This is a genomic window from Duganella levis, from assembly GCF_009857605.1.
Taxonomy (GTDB): Bacteria; Pseudomonadota; Gammaproteobacteria; order Burkholderiales; family Burkholderiaceae_D; genus Rugamonas; species Rugamonas levis.
Window position 1 is genome coordinate 220,356 of record NZ_WWCT01000007.1, and the last position, 19,845, is coordinate 240,200.

The 19,845-nt window shown below is 63.8% G+C and carries 17 protein-coding genes; 11 read left to right on the forward strand and 6 right to left on the reverse strand.

Annotation, left to right across the window (positions count from 1 at the left end; translation table 11 throughout):
- Positions 1 to 4: 4 nt before the first annotated feature.
- Entirely contained in the window at positions 5 to 1,048 is a 1,044-nt protein-coding gene (locus tag GTP69_RS11730; RefSeq protein WP_161055072.1) for a histone deacetylase family protein, read from the forward strand.
- 8 nt (positions 1,049 to 1,056) lie between these two features.
- Here GTP69_RS11730 and GTP69_RS11735 read toward each other — a convergent pair whose 3' ends face one another.
- The 3 genes from GTP69_RS11735 to GTP69_RS11745 form a co-directional block, all read right to left on the reverse strand.
- Complete coding sequence (locus GTP69_RS11735) at positions 1,057 to 1,488, reverse strand: PIN domain-containing protein (protein WP_161055073.1); 432 nt, start codon at positions 1,486 to 1,488, stop codon at positions 1,057 to 1,059.
- A 244-nt stretch (positions 1,489 to 1,732) separates the two neighbouring features.
- Entirely contained in the window at positions 1,733 to 4,132 is a 2,400-nt protein-coding gene (locus GTP69_RS11740; RefSeq protein ID WP_371867905.1) for a PepSY domain-containing protein, read from the reverse strand.
- A gap of 130 nt (positions 4,133 to 4,262) precedes the next feature.
- Positions 4,263 to 5,942: a methyl-accepting chemotaxis protein gene (locus GTP69_RS11745; RefSeq protein WP_161055074.1), complete on the reverse strand. Its 1,680-nt coding sequence runs from the start codon at positions 5,940 to 5,942 to the stop codon at positions 4,263 to 4,265.
- Between the two features lie 143 nt (positions 5,943 to 6,085).
- Here GTP69_RS11745 and GTP69_RS11750 point away from each other — a divergent pair, with 143 nt between their 5' ends.
- From GTP69_RS11750 to GTP69_RS31835, 3 genes are all read left to right on the forward strand, one after another.
- Complete coding sequence (locus tag GTP69_RS11750) at positions 6,086 to 7,414, forward strand: amidohydrolase (protein WP_161055075.1); 1,329 nt, start codon at positions 6,086 to 6,088, stop codon at positions 7,412 to 7,414.
- A gap of 120 nt (positions 7,415 to 7,534) precedes the next feature.
- Positions 7,535 to 8,023: an Xre family toxin-antitoxin system antitoxin gene (locus GTP69_RS31715; RefSeq protein WP_161055076.1), complete on the forward strand. Its 489-nt coding sequence runs from the start codon at positions 7,535 to 7,537 to the stop codon at positions 8,021 to 8,023.
- Between the two features lie 54 nt (positions 8,024 to 8,077).
- Positions 8,078 to 8,341: an RES family NAD+ phosphorylase gene (locus tag GTP69_RS31835; RefSeq protein WP_371867906.1), complete on the forward strand. Its 264-nt coding sequence runs from the start codon at positions 8,078 to 8,080 to the stop codon at positions 8,339 to 8,341.
- 25 nt (positions 8,342 to 8,366) lie between these two features.
- Here the strand turns inward: GTP69_RS31835 and GTP69_RS11760 are convergent, their stop codons facing one another.
- A complete protein-coding gene (locus GTP69_RS11760) occupies positions 8,367 to 9,233 on the reverse strand; it encodes an SDR family oxidoreductase (RefSeq protein ID WP_161055077.1) in 867 nt (288 codons plus the stop codon).
- Between the two features lie 105 nt (positions 9,234 to 9,338).
- Between GTP69_RS11760 and GTP69_RS11765 the strand changes: the two genes are divergently transcribed.
- The 3 genes from GTP69_RS11765 to GTP69_RS11775 all read left to right on the forward strand — a co-directional run bounded on the left by GTP69_RS11765 (position 9,339) and on the right by GTP69_RS11775 (position 11,396).
- A complete protein-coding gene (locus GTP69_RS11765; protein WP_161055078.1) occupies positions 9,339 to 10,235 on the forward strand; it encodes a LysR family transcriptional regulator in 897 nt (298 codons plus the stop codon).
- Between the two features lie 187 nt (positions 10,236 to 10,422).
- Positions 10,423 to 10,848 carry an organic hydroperoxide resistance protein gene (locus GTP69_RS11770; protein ID WP_110846126.1) on the forward strand — a complete coding sequence of 142 codons (426 nt, stop codon included), beginning with the start codon at positions 10,423 to 10,425 and terminating at the stop codon, positions 10,846 to 10,848.
- Between the two features lie 95 nt (positions 10,849 to 10,943).
- The gene (locus GTP69_RS11775; protein WP_161055079.1) at positions 10,944 to 11,396 is read left to right on the forward strand and encodes a GNAT family N-acetyltransferase; all 453 of its coding nucleotides are present in this window, start codon (positions 10,944 to 10,946) and stop codon (positions 11,394 to 11,396) included.
- Here the strand turns inward: GTP69_RS11775 and GTP69_RS11780 are convergent.
- Both GTP69_RS11780 and GTP69_RS11785 read right to left on the reverse strand, forming a co-directional pair.
- Entirely contained in the window at positions 11,393 to 12,658 is a 1,266-nt protein-coding gene (locus GTP69_RS11780) for a sensor histidine kinase (RefSeq protein WP_161055080.1), read from the reverse strand. The genes GTP69_RS11775 and GTP69_RS11780 overlap by 4 nt on opposite strands.
- Positions 12,648 to 14,024, reverse strand: a complete 1,377-nt coding sequence (locus GTP69_RS11785) for a sigma-54-dependent transcriptional regulator (protein WP_161055081.1) — start codon at positions 14,022 to 14,024, stop codon at positions 12,648 to 12,650. Before GTP69_RS11785 ends, GTP69_RS11780 begins: the two co-directional genes overlap by 11 nt.
- A gap of 157 nt (positions 14,025 to 14,181) precedes the next feature.
- Here GTP69_RS11785 and GTP69_RS11790 point away from each other — a divergent pair, with 157 nt between their 5' ends.
- The 4 genes from GTP69_RS11790 to GTP69_RS11805 all read left to right on the forward strand — a co-directional run.
- Entirely contained in the window at positions 14,182 to 15,486 is a 1,305-nt protein-coding gene (locus tag GTP69_RS11790; RefSeq protein ID WP_229260905.1) for an efflux RND transporter periplasmic adaptor subunit, read from the forward strand.
- Between the two features lie 31 nt (positions 15,487 to 15,517).
- Positions 15,518 to 16,198: an ABC transporter ATP-binding protein gene (locus GTP69_RS11795; RefSeq protein ID WP_110846122.1), complete on the forward strand. Its 681-nt coding sequence runs from the start codon at positions 15,518 to 15,520 to the stop codon at positions 16,196 to 16,198.
- On the forward strand, positions 16,195 to 18,588 hold the full coding sequence (locus GTP69_RS11800; protein ID WP_161055082.1) for an ABC transporter permease: 2,394 nt from the start codon (positions 16,195 to 16,197) through the stop codon (positions 18,586 to 18,588). The genes GTP69_RS11795 and GTP69_RS11800 overlap by 4 nt, the downstream gene beginning before the upstream one ends.
- Before the next feature lie 3 nt (positions 18,589 to 18,591).
- On the forward strand, positions 18,592 to 19,845 hold a 1,254-nt coding region (locus GTP69_RS11805; protein ID WP_161055083.1), incomplete at its 3' end, for an ABC transporter permease.

Genomic DNA, 19,845 nt, shown 5'->3' on the forward strand with positions numbered 1-19,845 from the left:
TCCGATGCTCACCTTCTACAACGAACTGCACGCGCAGCACAAAGGGCGCCACGAGATGTTTCGCGGCGAACTGGTGCCCTGCTTTGAAAAGCCGGAGCGTGCGGATGCGGTGCTGGCGGAACTGGGCCGGCGTGGCCTGGGCCGCATCGTCACGCCGCATGGCGTGCCGTTGATGTCACTGGAGCGGATTCATACCCCGCGTTATCTGCAGTTTTTGCGCGGCGCGTGGAATGAATGGGTGGCGCTCGATCCGGCCAATGCGAAGAAGGACGCGTTTCCATCGGTGTGGCCGGTGCGCACGCTGCGCAGCGATATCGAACCGGAGAATTTTGCCGCACGCATGGGGCTGTATTCGATGGACAGCGGCACGCCGCTGACCGCCGGCACCTGGACCGCCGCCAAGACCGGCGCCGATTGCGCAGTCAACGCCGCGCATGCGCTGCGGCTGGGGGAGCGCGGCACGTTTGTGTTGAGCCGTCCACCGGGCCATCACGCCGGCGCAGATTTTTTCGGCGGTTCCTGCTTTCTGAATAATGCCGCGCTGGCGGCGCAGCACCTGCTGGATGACGGCGCGCGCAAAGTCGCCATCATCGACATCGACTACCACCACGGCAACGGTACCCAGAGCATTTTCTACGGCCGCGACGACGTGCTGTTCATCTCGATCCACGCCGATCCGCGTGGCGAGTATCCGTTTTATCTCGGCCATGCGGATGAACGGGGCCAGGGCGCCGGCATGGGCTACAACCTGAATCTGCCGCTGGCAGCGGGCAGCAGCGCGCAGGCGTGGTTCTCGGCGCTGGAGACGGCCTGCATCCGCATCGGCAGCTTTGCGCCGGATGCGCTGGTGGTATCGCTGGGCGTGGACACGTTTGCCGGCGATCCATTCTCCCGCTTCAACCTGCAAAGCGCCGACTACCTGAAAATCGGCGAACGCCTGGCCTGGCTGAACGCTCCCACCGCCTTCATCTTCGAAGGCGGCAACGTCGTCAAGGAACTCGGGGTGAACGTGGTGAACGTGCTGGAAGGCTTCGAGACAGCGTTATAAAACGTTTTTTATGGAGGCGGCGACGCTATATTGCCAGCCTTCCCATTGACTATCTGGTATGGCACACGCACCGCACTTGCGCCAAAGTCGCGCGGATTACGAGTTACCAGCGTTCTCAGACTCACGTTAGCTGTAGCACCGATGATTGCATCAGGAAGCTTGATATTGCGCTTAGGAAGAGCCGCCAGCCCTGCCGCACGAATCTGCGCAGCCTGCATGGAAATCGCGTGATCTGTATGGATGACTTGCACGCCGGTGTTGATGAAAGCCAGCAGTTGCGGCATCGTCCCCATCTTGATGCATCCGACCGCGAGCTCCATCAGCGTTATCGCGCTCACTGCGACATCCGAGTAATAAGACACCTCGTCCGCTGACTGAGGTACTCCGTTCAGCAGATCAATAATGATGTTGGTATCAAGAAGAGCTCTGGTCTTCACCATTCAGACCGCATCTCCTCTTGATACGCCAGTCCATCGACAGGCGCCTTGGGGTGATCCTTCCAGATGCCGAAAATCGTACTGATCGCTTCAAGTCGCTGCTCGCGGTTCAAAGATGCCCAGCTTGCGGTCTCGATGGGGCGTTTGGATTTACTAGCCTGCAGTTGTGGTAATGGTTTACTAGCCATAGCACGCCTCGCAATCTCATTGAATAAAGCCAGTTTACACCGGTTTCAACGGAGCTTGGTTAATAGATGTCGCGGCGGTAGCGGCCATCTTCAGCCAGTTGCTCCAGCTGCGCGCGGCCGATGATGTCGGCCAGGGCTGCATCCACGCCGCCCGCCATGCCCTGCAAGCTGCCGCAGACGAAAATCACCGCACCATCGGCAATCCACTGGCGCAGCGTCTCGGCGCGCTCTTGCAGACAATCCTGCACATAGCCGCCGCCGGTAACATCGCGCGAATACATCAGATCCAGCTCCGGCAGGAAACCCTGCGCGCGCCAGCCTTTGATCTCGTCCGCGCAAATGGCGTCATGCGCCTGTTGACGTTCGCCGAAAATCAGCCAGTTGCGCTGCGCGCCTTCCAGCACCCGCGCGCGCAGATGCGAACGCAGGCCGGCAATGCCAGAACCATTGCCGATATAGATCGCCGGCGCCGGCTGCGGATACGCGTCAAACGACGGATTCGCGATCAGGCGCACGCGCACTTCGTCGCCGATCGCCGCCTGGTCGGTCAGCCAGCCCGAGGCCAGGCCCAGTCCGCGCTCACACTGCACCTGGCGCACCACCAGCTGCAGGCTGCCGTCCTGCGGCACCGACGCCAGCGAGTAGCGGCGCGGCGCCGCATCCACGCCGTAATGTCCCGGCCAGATATCCACCAGCGCACCCGGACGCCAGCCATCGCCGATATCACCACCCAGCGTAATCTGGTACAAGGGGAAGCCGATGCTGCCCGGATTGAGCAGCACGCGCTGGTCCAGACGCCAGCTGACGTAATCGCTGTCATCGGCGGCAGCGCCCAGCGTCACCTCCGCCGCATCGGCCGCGCCCTCGCCCATCAAGCCGCGCAGCGCATTGCCCCAGCGCGCCAATGCGCCGGCATCGCCGTTGTCCATTTCAATCATCGGATGCAGCGGCTGCGCACCCATGAAACTCAGGCGCTGATCCAGCGTGCGGCCGAAGCCACAGAACTCCGCGTAGTTGCGGTCGCCCAGCGCCAGCACGGCGTACTGCACATGCTGAAGTTCTTCCTTGGCCGCGTGCAGCAGACGGCTGAAGCGGCGCGCGCTATCCGGCGCTTCGCCTTCGCCAAAACTGCTGGCGACGAACAGCGCGCGGCGGTATTTGCCCAGCTGCGGCGGCGTCAGTTTTTCCAGCGAATGCACATGCACCGCCACGCCGGCCTTTTGCAGCGCGGCCGCGCTTTGCAGCGCCAGACGTTCGGCCTGGCCGGTCTGGCTGGCATAGGCCATCAGTACCGGATCATCCTGCGCAACGCCAGCCGGCGCTAACGCGGCAAACTGCGCGCGCTCGGCGCGGGCGATGCGTTTCTGCTTGCGGCGATTCAGATACAGCATCCAGCCGGTGATGCCAAAGCCCGGCAGCGCCAGCGCGGCGATGAACACGATGAGTTGACCAATCACGCCGAAGTAGGTGCCAAGGTGCAGTGGATAGATGGTCGATTGCAGACGCGCGCCAACTGGCTTGTCCGCATACAGTTCATTCTTCAGCAGCGCCCCGGTTTGCATATTGATCGACATGCTGCTGCGCGCGCGCACATGCGGCGCATCCTTGGCCACCCACAGGACCTGCAGCGGCGCATTGGCGCGCTCTGGTGGCCGCAGGAAGGCCATCTGCCAGTTCGGCGCGGTCTGCTCGAAGGTGGCCCAGCTTTGCGTCAGGTCGGCCGGTTCGGCCTTGGGCGGCTTGGCCGCCTTGGGCTTGGGTGCAGCCGCTTCACGCGGCGGACGCAGGGTGCCCATCCAGCCATCCGCCATGTCGCGGATTGGATCGAAGGCCCAGTACACGCCGGACACGGTGAACACCATGAACACCACCAGCACCCACGTACCCACCACCGAGTGCAAGCCCCACAGGAAGGAACGGCCCTTCATGCGCGTATCGAAGGTGAGCCAAGTGCGCCAGTCCCACACGCGGCGCGGCCAGCGCAGATACAGGCCGCTCAGCGCAAGCCCCATCAGGCAGAAGGCCAGCACGCCGCTGACCATCTTGCCCGGATCGCGCGGCAGCAGCAGGAAACGGTGCAGCTGCTCGGTCCACTCGAAGAAGCCTTCGTACTTCAGCTCCGGCAGCAACGCGGCGGTGTAGGGATTGAGATAAATCGTTTCGCCCTTGCGCTCGCCCGGCGCTGGCGCCAGGCCGATGCGGGCACTGGAGCCCGGCGTGTCGTACAGGATGATGCTGGTGACGCGTTCGTGTGGCTTCAATTCGCGCGCGGCCAGCGCAAACTGCTGCGGCGTCAGCACCGGCGCGCTTTGCACGGCTACCGCGCGCACGCCGGGATTGAGCGCATCCAGGATCTGCTCGCGGAAGGCGAGAATGGCGCCGCTCAGGCCGATCACCATCAGGACCGTGCCGGCGGTGATGCCGACAAACCAATGCAGCTGGAACCAGAGCTTTTTCACAGTTCCACCTGCGCGTTCAGTTTAACGGCAGGCAGAGCGAGGGACGGAGGCAGATGGCGCATGGCATTGATCGGTAAGAAGAATGCCATCGATTTTACATGTAATGAGAATGATTATCAATTAATGAAAATCAGAACTCTTCCCAGTCGTCGCTGGCGTGCGTGGCCTTTTTGACAGCTTTGGCGGCAACCGGACGTGCCGTGCTCAACTGGCGCGGCGCCGGTGTCTTGCGGGCGAACACCGGCGCGGCCTTGGCAGGGGCGTTGATCTTGAACACGCCGACCGCTTCGGCCAGGCGGGTAGCCTGCTCTTGCAGCGAACCGGCGGCAGCGGCGGCCTCTTCCACCAGCGCGGCATTCTGCTGGGTAGCCTGGTCCATCTGGCCAATGGCGCCGTTGACCTGCTCGATGCCGCCGGTCTGCTCCTGGCTGGCACTGGTGATCTCGGCCATGATGTCGGTCACGCGGCGGATGCTGCTGACCACCTGTTCCATGGTCACGCCGGCGGTGTCCACCAGCTTGGCGCCGGCATCCACATTGGTCACCGAGGCGGTGATCAGTTCCTTGATTTCCTTGGCGGCGGCGGCCGAGCGCTGGGCCAGCGTGCGCACCTCGCTGGCGACCACGGCGAAGCCACGGCCCTGCTCACCGGCGCGGGCGGCTTCCACGGCGGCATTCAGCGCCAGGATGTTGGTCTGGAAGGCGATGCCGTCGATGACCGAGATGATGTCGACAATCTTCTTCGACGATTCGTTAATCGCGCTCATGGTGGTGACCACTTCGCTGACCACGGCGCCGCCCTGGGTCGCCACTTCCGATGCGGCGATGGCCAGCTGGTTGGCCTGGCGCGCGTTGTCGGCGTTCTGGCGCACGGTGGTGGTCAGTTCTTCCATCGACGCGGCGGTTTCTTCCAGCGCGCTGGCCTGCTGCTCGGTGCGCGACGACAGGTCCAGGTTGCCGGCGCTGATTTCATGCGATGCGGTGGCAATGGTGTCGGTACCAACGCGTACTTCACTGACGATGCCCACCAGGCTGTCGTTCATATTGCGCAGTGCGCGCAGCAGTTTGCCGGTCTCGTCGTTGGTGCGGGCGTCGATCACGTGCGTCAGGTCGCCGGCGGCCACCGTTTCCGCCACCGCGACGGCGTCCTGGATCGGTCGCACGATGCCATGGGTCAGCAGCCAGGACAGCACGGCGCCGACTGCCACTGCGATCACGCTCAGGATCACGATCAGCATGCGGCTGTGGCTGGTGTTGTCGTCAATGGCGCGGGCGGTGGCGTCGATGCTCTCACGCTGCATGGTCACCAGTTGTTGCAGCAGATCCTGATAGAGCTGCGCAGCCGGCGTGAATTTCTGGTCCAGGATGCGCGCCGCTTCCTCGGCGTTACCTTCGCCCTTGGCCTTGACGGCGCCGTCGCGCGACGCGCTGTAGGCCTTGCGCTGTTCCAGGATGCGCGCGAACAGCTCGTGCTCCGGACCGGTTTCCGCGATCAGCGGCTCGATGCCCTTGAGCAGCTCAGCCGCCTTCTTGACCGATTCGGCCGAATCGGCCTTGAAATAGGCGCCCAAGGACGGGTCTTCGCTCTTGACGATGGCTGCAGTACGGCGGATCGAGGCGAAATTGAGGCTATACCAGTCGGTAATCATGCGCTCCTTGGTGAGCGGCGCCGCCATCATGGTGCGGGTCGAATCGCCGACCTCCGCCAGGCGCCAGACACCGACCACGGCGATCAGTACCGTCATCGCCAGAATGAGGAAAAAGCCTAATCCCAGGCGTTTTCCGATATTGATATTAGAGAGAAATCCCATAATTGCCGTCCTTTTGCATATGCTTTAACTGAATGTATAAGATTTTACGCTAACCAGTTCTTCAAAGAAACAATAAATTCATTTATGTAACATTTGGTTGTAAAATGTATCGCATCCTTCCTCAACCCTGAAGCGAGTTCCCCATGAAATCTCCCCGTTTGTTCCGCCGCACGCTGCTGGCTGCCTGCCTGATCACAGCCGCCGCCAGCCAGGCCGCATCGCTGCCCGCCCCATTGGCCGCCCAGTTGACCGCCGATTACCCCAAACTGGCCAGCTTCTACCAGGACCTGCACGCGCATCCCGAGCTGGGCTTCAACGAACACGAAACCGCCGCCAAGCTGGCCGAGCGCGCCAAGGCGCTGGGCTTTGACGTGACCACCGGCGTGGGTGGCACCGGCGTCGTCGCCATCCTGCGCAACGGCCCCGGCCCGACCGTCATGCTGCGTACCGAAATGGACGCGCTGCCGGTGCTGGAAAAAACCGGCTTGTCGTTTGCCAGCTCGGTTACCACCAAAAACGCCGCCGGCGACACCGTGCCGGTGGCCCATGCCTGCGGCCACGACCTGCATATGTCGGCCTGGTATGGCACGGCGAAACTGTTGTCGGAAAATCGCAAGGCCTGGAGCGGCACGCTGATGCTGGTCGGCCAGCCGTCGGAAGAGCCGCTGAACGGCGCCGCCGCCATGCTGAAGGACGGCCTGTTCACGCGCTTCCCGAAACCGGACTACGCGCTGTCCATGCATGACGACGCCAGCATGGCTTCCGGCACCATCATGTGGCACGCCGGCGCCTTCCGCGCATCGGCCGACACCGTCACCATCACCATGTTTGGCCAGGGCGGCCACGGCGCCGTGCCGCATGAAACGCGCGATCCGGTGGTGATGGCGGCGCGCCTGGTGCTGGCGTTGCAGACGCTGGTGTCGCGCGAGAACAATCCGCTCGATCCGGTAGTGATCACGGTCGGCAGCATCCAGGGCGGCACCCAGGCCAACATCGTGCCGGACCAGGTCAAACTGGCGCTGACGGTGCGCACCTTCCGCCCGGAAGTGCGCCAGCGCGTGCTGGCCAGCATCGCCCGCGAAGCGCGCGGCGAAGCCATCGCAGCCGGCGCGCCGAAAGAACCGCTGGTTGATATTAAGCCAGGCACCGATTCGGTCTACAACGATCCGGAACTGATGGCGCGCGCCATCAAGGCGGTGGAAAAAGCTGTCGGTCCGGAGTTTGTGAAAGAGATGCCGCCGAAGATGACGTCGGAAGACTTCGCCATGTACGGCCAGCAGCCGGGCGTCAAAGCGCTGCTGATCCACGTCGGCGCGGTGGATGCCGACCGTCTGGCAGCCGCGAAGAAAGCCGGCCAGCCACTGCCCGGCACCCACTCGCCACAGTGGGCGCCGGACCTGCAGCCGACCTTGATGAACACCATCAAGGCCGAGACCGCGATCCTGCTCGACCTGATGCCGCCGAAGCGCTAAGCAAACCGAGGTCTGGGGCCGCGCTCCGGACCTCAACTTTAGCGCGACGGCGATTGCCGTATCTGCTCATTTGGCTTAATCTGTCTGCTCAAGCGAACATCTTGAGCATGGAGGTTTAACGTGAGCAAATTCGCAGTAAAGCGGCTCTTTACGGGAACCGGAGCGGCGAAGATTCATGATTTTCGTTCACTTTACCTGTCCTCGCCAGAGGAGCGTATCCAGATCATCCGTGCAGGTGTTGGCGCCACCGAAACCAAGGCTTTTGCTGTCGACCTTGGTATTCCACTAGACCGATTTTTCCGCATGTTCGGCATCGCCCAAGCGACGGTCACGCGGAAAGCATCGAAGCAGCAAACGCTGTCGACCGAGGAAAGCGAAAAGATCGTGGGTATGGCAAAGCTGGTTGGACAGGCCCAGACCATCCTCGAACAGTCAGGCGACCCCGAGCTGACGAAAGATTTCGATGCGCCGAAGTGGCTGGCGAAATGGATAGAGGAACCGGTTCCTGCCCTGGGCGGGAAACGCCCTGCCGACTACATGGACACCATCGAGGGCCAGGAAATGGTATCGCGACTGCTCTCGATGATGCAGACGGGAGCTTATGCGTGATCGTCTGGCGAATCGCTACCGATACCCCTGATTACACAGCGGACGATATGTCGGGTGTCGGCGCCAAGGTTTCCGGATGACGTCTGGAACAAGGCGCATGACATGCGCCATCCTCCAGTAGGATGGGATGCGATCCCTGCAGCAGCAGTCAGCCTCGACGCTGGAGATAGCTGGGTCAAGGCGCAGAGCAGTACGCTGATGATCGTACCCTCCGTTATCGTCCCCGAAGAGTACAACGTACTGATCAATCCACTACATTCCGACACTCCAAGCTCCGCGCAAAGAAGGTGCGCAAGTGGCTCTATGACTCACGCTTAGCAAAGCGTTGACCATATTGATACGCTTACTGCGCCGCCATCGCGGAGGCGAATTCGCGATAGGTGTGCAAGGGGCGGCCGAGCAGCGTGGTCAGGCGCGCTTGGTCACCCGCTTCCGGCAGCATGCCATCGTTGACAAAGCGTTCGGCCATCAAGCGCATCTCATAGGCCATCCATTTCGGCATGAAGGTGGCCAGGTTTTGCTCGAAACCGGTGGGGTCATCGCCGCCATAGACCACCGGGCGTCCCAGCACCTCGGTCCAGATTGCCGCCACCGCCGAACCGGTCAGCGTGTCCGGGCCGACCAAATTGATGATCTGGTTCGGCAGCTTGCCGGGCGCCTGCTCGCGGCGGATCAGCTCAAGCGCTGCGACTTCGGCAATGTCACGCACATCGATCATCGCAATCCCCTTGCCGCCAATCGGCATTGGATACACGCCATGGTTGACGATGACGTCCTTGACCATGTGCTCGTTGTCGATGAAGTACGCCGGCCGCAATATCGTGGCGCTGAAACCCATCTGTTCGATCATGCGCTCGGCGCCCTGCTTTACCGCGAAGTGCGGCACGTTGACGAAGCGATCGCTGTGCAACACCGACAGGTAGACCACGCGGTCGACGCCGCAGGTGCGCGCCATGTTCAATGTGATCAGCGCCTGGGTGAACTCGTCGCCCGCAACGGCGTTGAGCAGGAACAGCGTGTTGACGCCTTCAAACGCGGCACGCATGGCGTCGAGATCGAGCAAGTCGCCTTGCACCACCTCCACGCCGGCGGGAAACGCGGCTTTGGATGGATCACGCACCAGCACGCGCACTGCTGCGCCGCGCTGAACGAGTTGCTGAACGACTTGGGTGCCTACACGGCCGGTGGCGCCAGTAACGAGGATGGTCATGGTATTTCTCCTTGAGGTATGGTTGAAAGATGAATCCATGTTATCCGTCTTGCAGTCGGTCCGAAAGCTGGTATATTGAGACACTTTGTCTCGCTGGTGGAACACATGGATTTGCTTGCTCTCACGGATTTCAACCTGGTCGCCAGGCACGGCGGCTTCGGCAAGGCAGCGCGTGCGAGCGGCCGGCCCAAGGCCACCCTGTCGCGCCGGGTGGCGGAACTGGAGACCAGCCTGGGCCTGCGCCTGCTGGAACGCGGCGCGCGCACCCTGAAACTGACCGAGGAAGGCCGCGCGCTGCACGAACGCACCGGCGCATTGCTCAGCGAAATAGACGAAGCTGCGACCGACATTGCCGCCGGTGGCGCCACGCCACGTGGACGGCTGCGCATCAGCGCACCGCTGCTGTTTTCGCAGACGGCGATGGGCAGGTTGGCCGCCGAATTCGCGCTGAAGCATCCACAAGTGCGCCTGGAAGTGACGACGGAGGATCGCCCGGTGGACATGGTGGAGGAAGGCTACGATCTGGTGATCCGCGTGAATCCGAACCGCGACGAAACTCTGGTCGGACGCATCTTCGTGCGCGACCGTCTGGTAGTGGTAGCCGCGCCGCAGATGGCCCGGCCAGCGCATGATGACGAGCCAGTCCCGGCCGTGGTACGCGGCGCCAATGGCGATAAGACGTTGTGGCAGGTTAGTGTAGCCGGTGCCACTGCACGGATCGCAGTCCAGCCCGTCCTTCAACTCTCATCGCTGCTGATGGTGCGGGACGCGGTACGAGCCGGTGTCGGCGCCGCCCTGCTGCCGGTCTCGCTGGTGAGCCATGATCTGGCCGCCGGCACGCTGGCCCACTGGGGCGACATCGACGGTTCCGAGATCGCCTTGTGGACCCTGTATCCCTCCCGACGCCTGCTAAGCAACCGCGTCTCCGCCTTCCTCGACTTCATCAAGCAAGCGTTCCCCCAAGGTACACCGGACGAACTGGCGGCTTACAGCACGCGATAAAAATCGCTGTTACAAACCGATACAAATATAGCTTGCTATTAAATCGTGCACTATGTATAGTGTGTACATGGGCGCTGCAAACAGCGCGAGTTGTAGTAGATTAGCAAGCTATACTCCCAGATGGTAGATAGTAAGCGATTGAATAGCCAACTAAACTTAACGGTATCACTCACTGAAAGGAAATATCATGTCGCTCGAAAAAGTCCTCTACACTGCACACGCTAAAACCACCGGCGGCCGCGAAGGCCAATCGGCTTCGTCGGATGGTCACCTGTCCGTCAAACTGAGCACCCCGAAAGAACTCGGCGGCGGCGGCGGTGAAGGTACCAACCCAGAACAACTGTTCGCTTCCGGCTACGCTGCCTGCTTCATCGGCGCCATGAAATTTGTCGGCGGCCGTGACAAGATCGCCATTCCAGCCGACCTGTCGGTGGAAACCGCCGTCGGCATCGGCCCACTGCCTACCGGTTTCGGTATTCAAGTTGAGCACAAAATCTCGCTGCCAGGCATGGACCGCGAAACCGCGCAGAAACTGGTCGACGCAGCGCACATCGTCTGCCCTTACTCGAACGCCACCCGTGGCAACATCGACGTGACCCTGACCATCGTTTAAGCGATTCAGCACCACATCCGGCCAAGGCCGGCCCTCTTCGGAGGCGCCGGCCTTTTTCACATACAATCAATGCTTTGATCCTAACGAGACGCGCAATGATTGAGTGGCACTGGCTGGCTTTTGACGACATTCCCCGCAACGACTGGTATGAGGTGCTGCGCCAGCGGCAGGCCGTCTTCATCCTCGAACAAACCTGTTTATATCCCGATATCGACGGCTGCGATCCGGTCTGCCATCACTTGATGGGCTGGCGCGAGATCGACGGCCAGCGCACGCTGGTGGCCTATCTGCGCTGCGTGCCGCCGGGCGTGAAGTTTGACGAGATGTCGCTGGGCCGCGTGCTGACCACGCAGGCCGGCCGCGGCACGGGCGTGGGCCGCGAGTTGCTGGCCAAGGCGATTCCGCTGTCCGAGCAGCTGCATCCGGGCTATCGCTTCCGCATCGGCGCGCAGGCGCACCTGGAAAAATTCTACGGCAGCTTCGGCTTCGAGACGGTGACTGCGCCGTACGACGAAGACGGCATCATGCACGTGGATATGGTGCGTTAAAACGTCAGGATGAAACGCGCGCCGACGCCGACCGAGCGCGCGTGACGCACCGTGCCGCCGTTGGCGTGCACCAGGTGGCGCACCATCGCCAGGCCAATGCCCCTGCCCTGCTTTTTGGTCGAAAAGAACGGCGTGAAAATGTGAGCGGCCAGCGCTTCCGGCACGCCGGGACCATTGTCTGCGACTTCGATGCGCAACCGTCCACCGCGACTGAGGCGCGCGCGCACCTGCGCTTGCGTGCCGGCTTCCAAAGCGTTCTTCAGCAAATTGATGAGGGCTTGTTCCAGCTGCCCTGGATCGATCATCACTTCCAGCGACGCCGGTTCGACCGAGAAGGTCAGCTTGCCCTCCCATTGCGGTTCCAGCAGCGCCTTCAGGCGATCAAACAATTCTTCCAGCAGCACGCGCTGCGCCTCTGCTTGCGGCACGGTGGACAGGCTGCGGTAGCTGCCGACAAAGTCGACCAGGCTGGCGGCGCGGCGGGCGATGGCGTCCAGCGCGGTGCCCAGGTCGGCGTGAATGTCGGCCGGCAGGTTGGCCTGGGCTTCGTCCAGCAGGCCGCAGGCGGTGCGCGACAGCGATGCTACCGGCGTCAGGGAGTTCATGATTTCGTGCGTGAGCACTTGTACCAATTCGCGCCAGGCGTTGAGGGCTTCGGCTTCCAGTTCGCTTTCCACCGGCATCAGGGCCGCGAGGCGTTGCGATGCGCCTTGCAGCGCCAATGCAGAGACGGCGACCAGCGCACGCTCGGCGCCGCGTTCGGTGTCGAAGCTGACCAGTTGACGGTGACCGACCGGCTGTGCGGCCAGCAGTTGATGAAGGTCTTGCGGGGCGCTGGCGCGGCCTGGGGCCAGCAGGCGGCGGGCGGCGGCGTTCAGCGGCGATACTGCGCCGGCGCCGGCCGCGTGGTCGATGCGGAATAGCGCGATCGGCGCGTGTTCAAGGCGGGCTTCCAGCGCGAGCATGGTGTCGGTCAATGGCGGATGTGCCACACTGGCTCGGGCGTCGGCGCTGTAGGCCGTCGGCCGCGCGGTGTCGTCGTCGGTAAAGCGGCTATGCGCCGTCTCCATGCGCGGTGAGCGCGGGGCGAGGCGGCGCAGGCATTGCCACAACAGAGCGGCCGGTGCAACGGCCAGCAGGCCGCACAACACGATGCGGCGTGGCTCGGGTGTTGACGACAGCAGGTCGGCGGCGACCGACAATGCCATCAGGCCCGTCGCGCCGGCCGCCACGCCCAGCTTGAGCATGCGTTCAGATGCCATGCTTGCCCAGCTTGCGGTACAGCGCTGCGCGGCTGATGCCGAGCGTCTTTGCCGCGTGGCTGATGTTGCCGTTAAATTGCGCCAGCGTCGCCGCAATCGCTGCGCGTTCGATCGCGTCCAGCGTGGTGTCGCCGGAAGAAGCGCTTGCTGGCGCGTCGGCCAGCGCCGGCACGACAACGATGTCGGCGGCGGCCGGTGTGGTGGCTTGCGCCAGGCTGGGAAGGCCAAAATCGGCAACGCTGTATTCCGCGCCCTGGCCAAGAATCACCGCGCGCTCGCAGGCATGACGCAACGCCCGCACATTACCGAGCCAGTCGTGCAGCACCAGCGTATCCAGCGCCCCGGCAGCCACATTGCGCGCCGGCCGCTGGTACTGGGTCTCATACATCTTCAGATAATGCGCCAGCAGCAGCGGCACATCCTCGCGCCGCTCGCGCAACGGCGGCACGCGGATCACGATCGTATTCAGCCTGAATAACAAGTCCGCCCGAAACACCGACGGATCGAACAAACGCGCTTCATCCAGATTGGTGGCGCTGATGATGCGCACATCGATCGCCTCCGGCTTGTCGGCGCCGATCGGCGTCACTTCGCGCCGTTCCAGCGCCGTCAGCAGCTTGGCCTGCGCGGCCAGCGGCATATTGCCGATTTCATCCAAAAACAGCGAACCGCCGCGCGCCGCCTGGAAGCGCCCCGCCCTGTCAGCCTTGGCATCGGTGAACGAGCCTTTGCGGTGGCCGAACAACTCGCTCTCAAACGTCGATTCCGGCAACGCCCCCATGTCCACCGCCAGCAGGGTGCCGCTGGCACGGCGCGACGCCGCGTGAATCGCCCGCGCCACCAGCTCCTTGCCGACGCCGTTCTCGCCCAGCACCATCACATTAGCCTCGGTCGGCGCCACGCTGGCGATCAAGGCTTTCAACTCGCGCATGGCGCGCGACTCGCCCATCAACTCCGGCGAACCGGCCGATGCGCCGCGTCCTGCCTCCCGCCGCGCCAGCGCCTGATCCACTGCCGCGATCAATCGCGCGTTACCCCACGGCTTGGTGATGAAATCTCCCGCGCCGCGCTTGAGCGCTTCCACGGCCAGCGGCACGTCGGCATACGCAGTCATCGCGATCACCGCCGGCGGATTCGCCTGCGCGCGCAGCACGTCGAGCAGTGCCAGGCCTTCCGCACCGTTGATGCGGCCAGGCGTGAAGTTCAGGTCCAGCAGCACCACGTCCGGCACGCCGCGCGCCAGCAAAGCCGGCAAGCTGGCTGGATCGCATAGAGTGGCCACTTGGCCATAGCGCCGCCGCAGCAGCATCTGGGCGGCAGTGGCGACATCGGCATCGTCATCAAGGATCAGGATATAGGCAGACATGCAAGCATTCTAGCAGCCACTCGGCCGCTGTAAACGCCCACTTCCAACAGCTGTTCAGTTGCGAACAGCGTGCACTGTCCGGAAATGAACACCCGGCCGGCGCAAGCGGATAAAAACCGCGTTTTCAGCATGGCACAGCGTTTGCTGTAAGACCGCTATGCACATCAAAAAAAAATTTGAAACCACCGCCCCCCACCTCCCCGCCAGCGGCGTGGCCATGGACGCCGTGGTGCCGCGCCGGCGCGGCAAGCGCATCGCCATCATCATTGCCAGCGTGGTGGCGACAGCAGTCGCAGCATACGCATTGTGGTCGTGGATGCCACGCGGCCTGCAAATCGACGGCGCCGACCTGCGCATCGGCCAGGCCACGCGCGGCGTCTTCGTCGACGACATCATCGTGCGCGCCAATGCCGAACCGCTCAACTCTGTGATCCTCGACGCGGTGGAATCGGGCCGCGTGGAAGAAGTGTTTGCCGTCGATGGCGCGCTGGTGAAAAAAGGCCAGCTGTTGTTCCGCATCTCTAACCCGCAACGCAACCTGGAGCTGCTGGCGCGCCAGTACGAACATTCGGTCAGCGTCTTCAATCTGTCCAACCTGCGGGTAGCACAAGAGGCCAGCGCCAGCGACCACCAGCGGCGGCTGGACGACCTGCAATTCGCGCTCGATCAGGCACGCAAGCAGCATGCGCGCAATGTGCGGCTGGCAGCGCAAGGCTTTATCTCCGGCGTGGCACTGGAGGAGTCGGAAGACAAACTCGCGCAGCAGGCGCGCGCCCTGAAACAGGAACAGCAAGCCAACGTGGCCGAATCGCGCGTGCGGCAAAGCGCCGAACAGCAGATGGAGAGCTCGATCCAGGGCCTGAACTCGGGCCTGAAACTGGTCTCCGCCACAGTGGATGCGCTGGCGGTGCGCGCGCCGGTCGAAGGCCGGCTGACCAACTTCCGCCTGCAAGTGGGCGAGTCCATCTCGACCGGCAAGAACATCGGCCGCATCGACGATCCGACGCGCTTCAAACTGTCGGCCAGCGTGGACGAGTATTACCTGAACCGCATGGCGGTCGGCCGCCATGGCAACGTGCAGCAGGATGGCCGCAGCTATGCCGCCGACATCAGCACCATCTACCCGCAGATCAAGGACGGCCGCTTTACGGTGGAGATGGTGTTCACCAACGGCCAGCCGCCGGTGCTCAATCCCGGCCAGAGCCTGGACGCGCGCATCACCCTCGGCGAACCGGCGCCGGCGCTGCTGCTGCCCAACGGCGCCTTCATCAACGATAGCGGCGGCGCCTGGGTCTATGTGCTGGACGCCACCGGCCACAGTGCCCAGCGGCGCGCAGTGCGCACCGGCCGCCGCAACAACAGCCAGATCGAAGTGCTGGAAGGCCTGAGCGTCGGCGACAAGGTGATCCTGTCCAGCTACGCCGCTTACGGAAATTCACCACGGCTGCAAATTCCGCAGTAACCTCTCTTTACCTCACCATAAGGCACACGCAATGCTCAAACTCGTCGGCGTCAGCAAAGTTCATCAAGCGGGAGAAATCCAGACCACGGCCCTGGACCGCATCGACCTGGAAATCGAAGCCGGCGAATACGTCGCCATCACCGGGCCTTCCGGCTGCGGCAAATCGACCATGCTCGGCATCCTCGGCCTGCTGGACGTCCCGACCCGCGGCGAATACTGGTTTGAAGGCCAGAACATCGCCGGCTGGAGCGAAGCGCAGTTGAACAAGCTGCGGCGCGGCCGCATCGGCTTCATCTTCCAGAGCTTTAACCTGATCGAAGAACTGACGGTGTTCGAGAACGTGGAACTGGCGCTGGAATACAACGGCACGCCGGCACGCGAACGGCGCGAGCGCGTCACCGCGATGCTGAACAAGCTGGGGGTCGGCCACCGTGCCGGCCATCGGCCGTCGCAGCTGTCCGGCGGCCAGCAGCAGCGCGTGGCGATTGCGCGCGCGCTGGTGTCCGGCCCTGCCGTGCTGCTGGCCGATGAACCGACCGGTAACCTGGACAGCGCCCACGGCGATGAAGTCATGCGCCTGCTGCGCGACATCAACGCCGAAGGCACGACGGTGGTGATGGTGACCCACTCGCCCGATCACGCGGCGCAAGCCTCGCGCACCCTGAACCTGCTGGACGGCCGCGTCATGGTCGATGCGCTGCAAGCAGCATGATGCTGCGCGACTTCCGCATCGGCTGGCGGCTGCTGTTGCAGCAGCCGGCCTACTCGCTGGTAGTGATCGGCGGCCTGGCAATCGGCTTTGCCGCCTGCTTCCTGCTGTTCGGCTACGTGGCCTTCTGCCTCAACTTCAACAGCAGCATCCCGGATAGTGAACGCGTGCTGGCGATCAAACAGCGCGTCAACGTGTTCCCGCGTCCCGATTGGCAGTTGCGCGCACCGATGCAGCTGCGCGACGTCGCCATCAACAGCGGCGCCGTCAGCGAAGCAGCTTTCGTCAAGAGCCTCGACACGCCGCTGCGCGCCGGCACCGAGTTGCGCGCCTTGCAGCTTTATGCGGTGGACCCGGCATTCCGCAGCATCTTCAACCTGCAGGCGCAGACGGGCGATGTGCAAGCGGCGCTCATCCAGCCGGATGGTCTGGCGCTGACGCAAAGCGCCGCCGCCAAGCTATTCGGCGCCGAACCGGCGCTGGGCCGCACCGTGCGTCTTGAGAACACCACCTTGCAGGTGCGCGCCGTGATGCCCGATCCGCCGGCCAACAGCACCCAGCAATACGAAGCGCTGATTGGCACCGGCAGCACTGCCTGGGCAGAGCGCAACAGCGCGCGTGATTCCTGGGTCACTGGCATGGTCTACCTGAAGATCAAGCCCGGCGCCACCACGGACGGCTTGACGGCGCAACTGCAAACGGCGATTGAAGCGTCTCCGCTTAGCCAGCGTGTGCGCAAGGGCGCCATGGGCAAGGGGCTGAATGGACGCAACGTGTCAGATATCCGCCTGCAATCGCTCAGCGATGCCTATTTCGACCCCGACCTGGCCGCCAGTCGCGGTGGCGACGCCTATGGCAGCATCAGCGGCGTATTCGGCCTGGCCGCCGGCGGCTTGCTAATCCTGCTGCTGGCGGCGATCAACTACGTCAACCTGGCCACCGTGCGCACGCTGCGCCGCCAGCGCGAGATCGGTTTGCGCAAGCTGCTGGGCGCCAGCACCGGCCAACTGCTGCGGCAGTTCCTCAGCGAGTCGGTGCTGACCGCCATGCTGGCCGCCATCGCCGGCATCATGCTAGCGTGGCTGCTGCTGCCGACCTTCTCGAACCTGGTCAACCGCCATCTGGAAGGCATGGTTACCCCGCTGGCCTGCCTGATCGCATTGGGCTTCAGCGTGATCATCGGTCTGGTGGCCGGCGCCTATCCGGCGTGGCTGGCGCAGCATGCGCGTCCCGCCAGTGCACTGGCAGGACGCGGCAACAGCGAGACCGTCTCCGGCCTGTGGCTGCGCCGCTTGCTCACCGTGCTGCAATTCAGCAGCGCCATGGCGCTCAGTGCGGGCACGCTGGCGGTAGCCTGGCAGACCTGGTACGCCAGCCATGCATCACCCGGTTTCGATCCGGCGCACCTGCTGATACTGGACCTGCCCCGCGATAGTGAAGGCAAGCCGTCCGCCGATGCCATGCTCGAACAACTGCGCCGGCTATCTGGCGTGCAGGGCGTCGCCACCATTTCGGAAGCCGTGGGACGCGATGGCATGAAGTTAACCAATCTGGTCGCCACGCGCGACGGCGGTGAAATTCCGCTGGAGGCCAAATTCGTCAGCCCTAACTGGTTTGAAGTGAACCGCCTGACGCCCGTCTTCGGCCAAAGCTTCAATCCCGCGCTCGACCCGCACGATGAGAGTGACAAAGGCGGCGTGATGCTGAACGCCGCCGCTGCGGCAGCGCTGGGATTCGCCACGCCGCAGGAAGCGGTGGGCGTGACCATGCCGAAGGGCTTCCGCATCATCGGCATTGCGCCGGACTTGCGCTTCCAGGGCCTGCACGCACCGTCCAAAGCGCTGATCTACCGCGTGCGGCCAAGCAGCGTAGCGATGATACGCACCAGCGCCACGATGGAACAGGCGTACGACATGATCGACCCACTGTGGCGCCGCAACTTCCCCAACGCGATCATGACGCTGACTACGCAAGAAACGGTGCTGGCCGACCGCTACGCCGCCGACGCGCGGTTGATGCGCATCCTCGCCATCAGCAGCATCACGGCGATTGCGCTGGCGGCGTTCGGCATCTATGTACTGTCGGCCTACAGCGTGCAGCGCAGCCGGCGCGAGATCGTCCTGCGCAAACTGCACGGCGCTGCCGGCAAGCACATTGCGCTGATGCTGGCGCGCGAGTTCTCGGTGCTGGTCGGCGCAGGCGCCATCATCGGCCTGCCGCTGGCGGCGGTGGCAACGCAACGCTACCTTGCCAGCTACACCGAGCACGCACCGGTCGGCGTCTGGACACTGGCGGCGGCCTTGCTGCTGGCAGTCCTGGTCGCGCTGCTGGCCACCACCCGTCACACGCTGACAGCAATGCGCATGTCGCCGCTCCTGGCACTCAAGGACTAAGCGATGAAAAATTTTCGCCTCGGCTGGCGCCTGCTGTTACGGCAGCCTTTCAATACCGCCGTCGAACTGTTCGGCCTCGCCGCCGGTTTCGCGGTGTGCTTTCTGCTGACGGCGTTTTTGTACTACTCCTTCAGCTACGACCGCGATGTGCCGCAGCGCGAGCGCGTGTTCGTCATCAAGCACCGGCTGAACTTCATCCCGCAGCCGCAGTGGATGGAGTACACGCCGTTCGCGCTGCGCGAGGTGGCGCTGCGCAGCGGCCTGCCGCTGCAGGCCAGCGTCTGGTGGCCCAGCAAGGCGCAGCTGAACCAGAATGGCGCGCTGCGCGAGATCGACATCACCGCCGTCGATCCGGCATTCGAGCAGATCGCCGCACTGCGCGCGCTGCAAGGCGATCTGCGGCAGGCGCTGGCCACACCGGACGGCCTGGCGCTGACGCAGCAGGCGGCGCTGCAATTGCTGGGCACTAGCAAGGCGCTCGGCCGCACCGTCGTCATCAACCAGCAAGTGCTTCAGGTCCGCGCCATCCTGCCGGACCGGCCGTCCGCCAGCACCATGCAGTTCGGCGCGCTGGTCGGCATCGGCAGCACGCTCTGGTCTGAAAAGGAGCGCCAGCAGGTGTTGTCCAACTGGATGGGCATCGCCGGCCGCATTTACGTGAAAACCGACGCCAGCCCGCAGGCGTTGCAAAAAACGCTCCAGGACGTCGTCGACAAGGCGCCGTGGGACAACCTGGCGACGCCCGAAATGAAGGCCGCGCTGGCCGCGCGCAAAATGGTGGATATCGGGCTTGGACCGTTAAGCGAGGCTTACTTCGACCGCACGGTCGCCAACACCATGGGCGCCGGCCCGCGCGGCGACATGCGCATGGTGCTGGCGCTCGGCCTGGCCGGTTTGCTGATTCTGCTGCTGGCGGTGGTCAACCACATCAATCTGGCGACTGTGCGCACCTTCGGCCGCCAGCGCGAGATCGCCATGCGCCGCGTGCTGGGGGCAAGCACGCGTCAGCTGCTGGTGCAGTTCATGGCCGAGGCCATGCTGCTGTCGACCACCGCCGCCGCACTGGGCCTGTTGCTGGCGTGGCTGCTGCTACCGCTGGCGTCGGAACTGCTGCAACGTCCTCTGGATGGCGTGTTCACGCCGTTCGCTGCCGGCGCCGGGCTGCTGTTCGGCGCGGTGGTGGGGGCGTTGTCGGGCTGGTATCCGGGCTGGCTGGCGCGCGGCGTCGACATGCGCGCCACGCTGGCGCAGCGCAGC

Bases quoted from the DNA above. Each gene is read 5' to 3' on its own strand.
- GTP69_RS11730 (WP_161055072.1), top strand. From the start codon at position 5: ATGCTCACCTTCTACAACGAACTGCACGCGCAGCACAAAGGGCGCCAC.
- GTP69_RS11735 (WP_161055073.1), bottom strand. From the start codon at position 1,488: ATGGTGAAGACCAGAGCTCTTCTTGATACCAACATCATTATTGATCTG.
- GTP69_RS11745 (WP_161055074.1), bottom strand. From the start codon at position 5,942: ATGGGATTTCTCTCTAATATCAATATCGGAAAACGCCTGGGATTAGGC.
- GTP69_RS11750 (WP_161055075.1), top strand. From the start codon at position 6,086: ATGAAATCTCCCCGTTTGTTCCGCCGCACGCTGCTGGCTGCCTGCCTG.
- GTP69_RS11760 (WP_161055077.1), bottom strand. From the start codon at position 9,233: ATGACCATCCTCGTTACTGGCGCCACCGGCCGTGTAGGCACCCAAGTC.
- GTP69_RS11765 (WP_161055078.1), top strand. From the start codon at position 9,339: ATGGATTTGCTTGCTCTCACGGATTTCAACCTGGTCGCCAGGCACGGC.
- GTP69_RS11770 (WP_110846126.1), top strand. From the start codon at position 10,423: ATGTCGCTCGAAAAAGTCCTCTACACTGCACACGCTAAAACCACCGGC.
- GTP69_RS11775 (WP_161055079.1), top strand. From the start codon at position 10,944: ATGATTGAGTGGCACTGGCTGGCTTTTGACGACATTCCCCGCAACGAC.
- GTP69_RS11780 (WP_161055080.1), bottom strand. From the start codon at position 12,658: ATGGCATCTGAACGCATGCTCAAGCTGGGCGTGGCGGCCGGCGCGACG.
- GTP69_RS11785 (WP_161055081.1), bottom strand. From the start codon at position 14,024: ATGTCTGCCTATATCCTGATCCTTGATGACGATGCCGATGTCGCCACT.
- GTP69_RS11790 (WP_229260905.1), top strand. From the start codon at position 14,182: ATGCACATCAAAAAAAAATTTGAAACCACCGCCCCCCACCTCCCCGCC.
- GTP69_RS11795 (WP_110846122.1), top strand. From the start codon at position 15,518: ATGCTCAAACTCGTCGGCGTCAGCAAAGTTCATCAAGCGGGAGAAATC.
- GTP69_RS11800 (WP_161055082.1), top strand. From the start codon at position 16,195: ATGATGCTGCGCGACTTCCGCATCGGCTGGCGGCTGCTGTTGCAGCAG.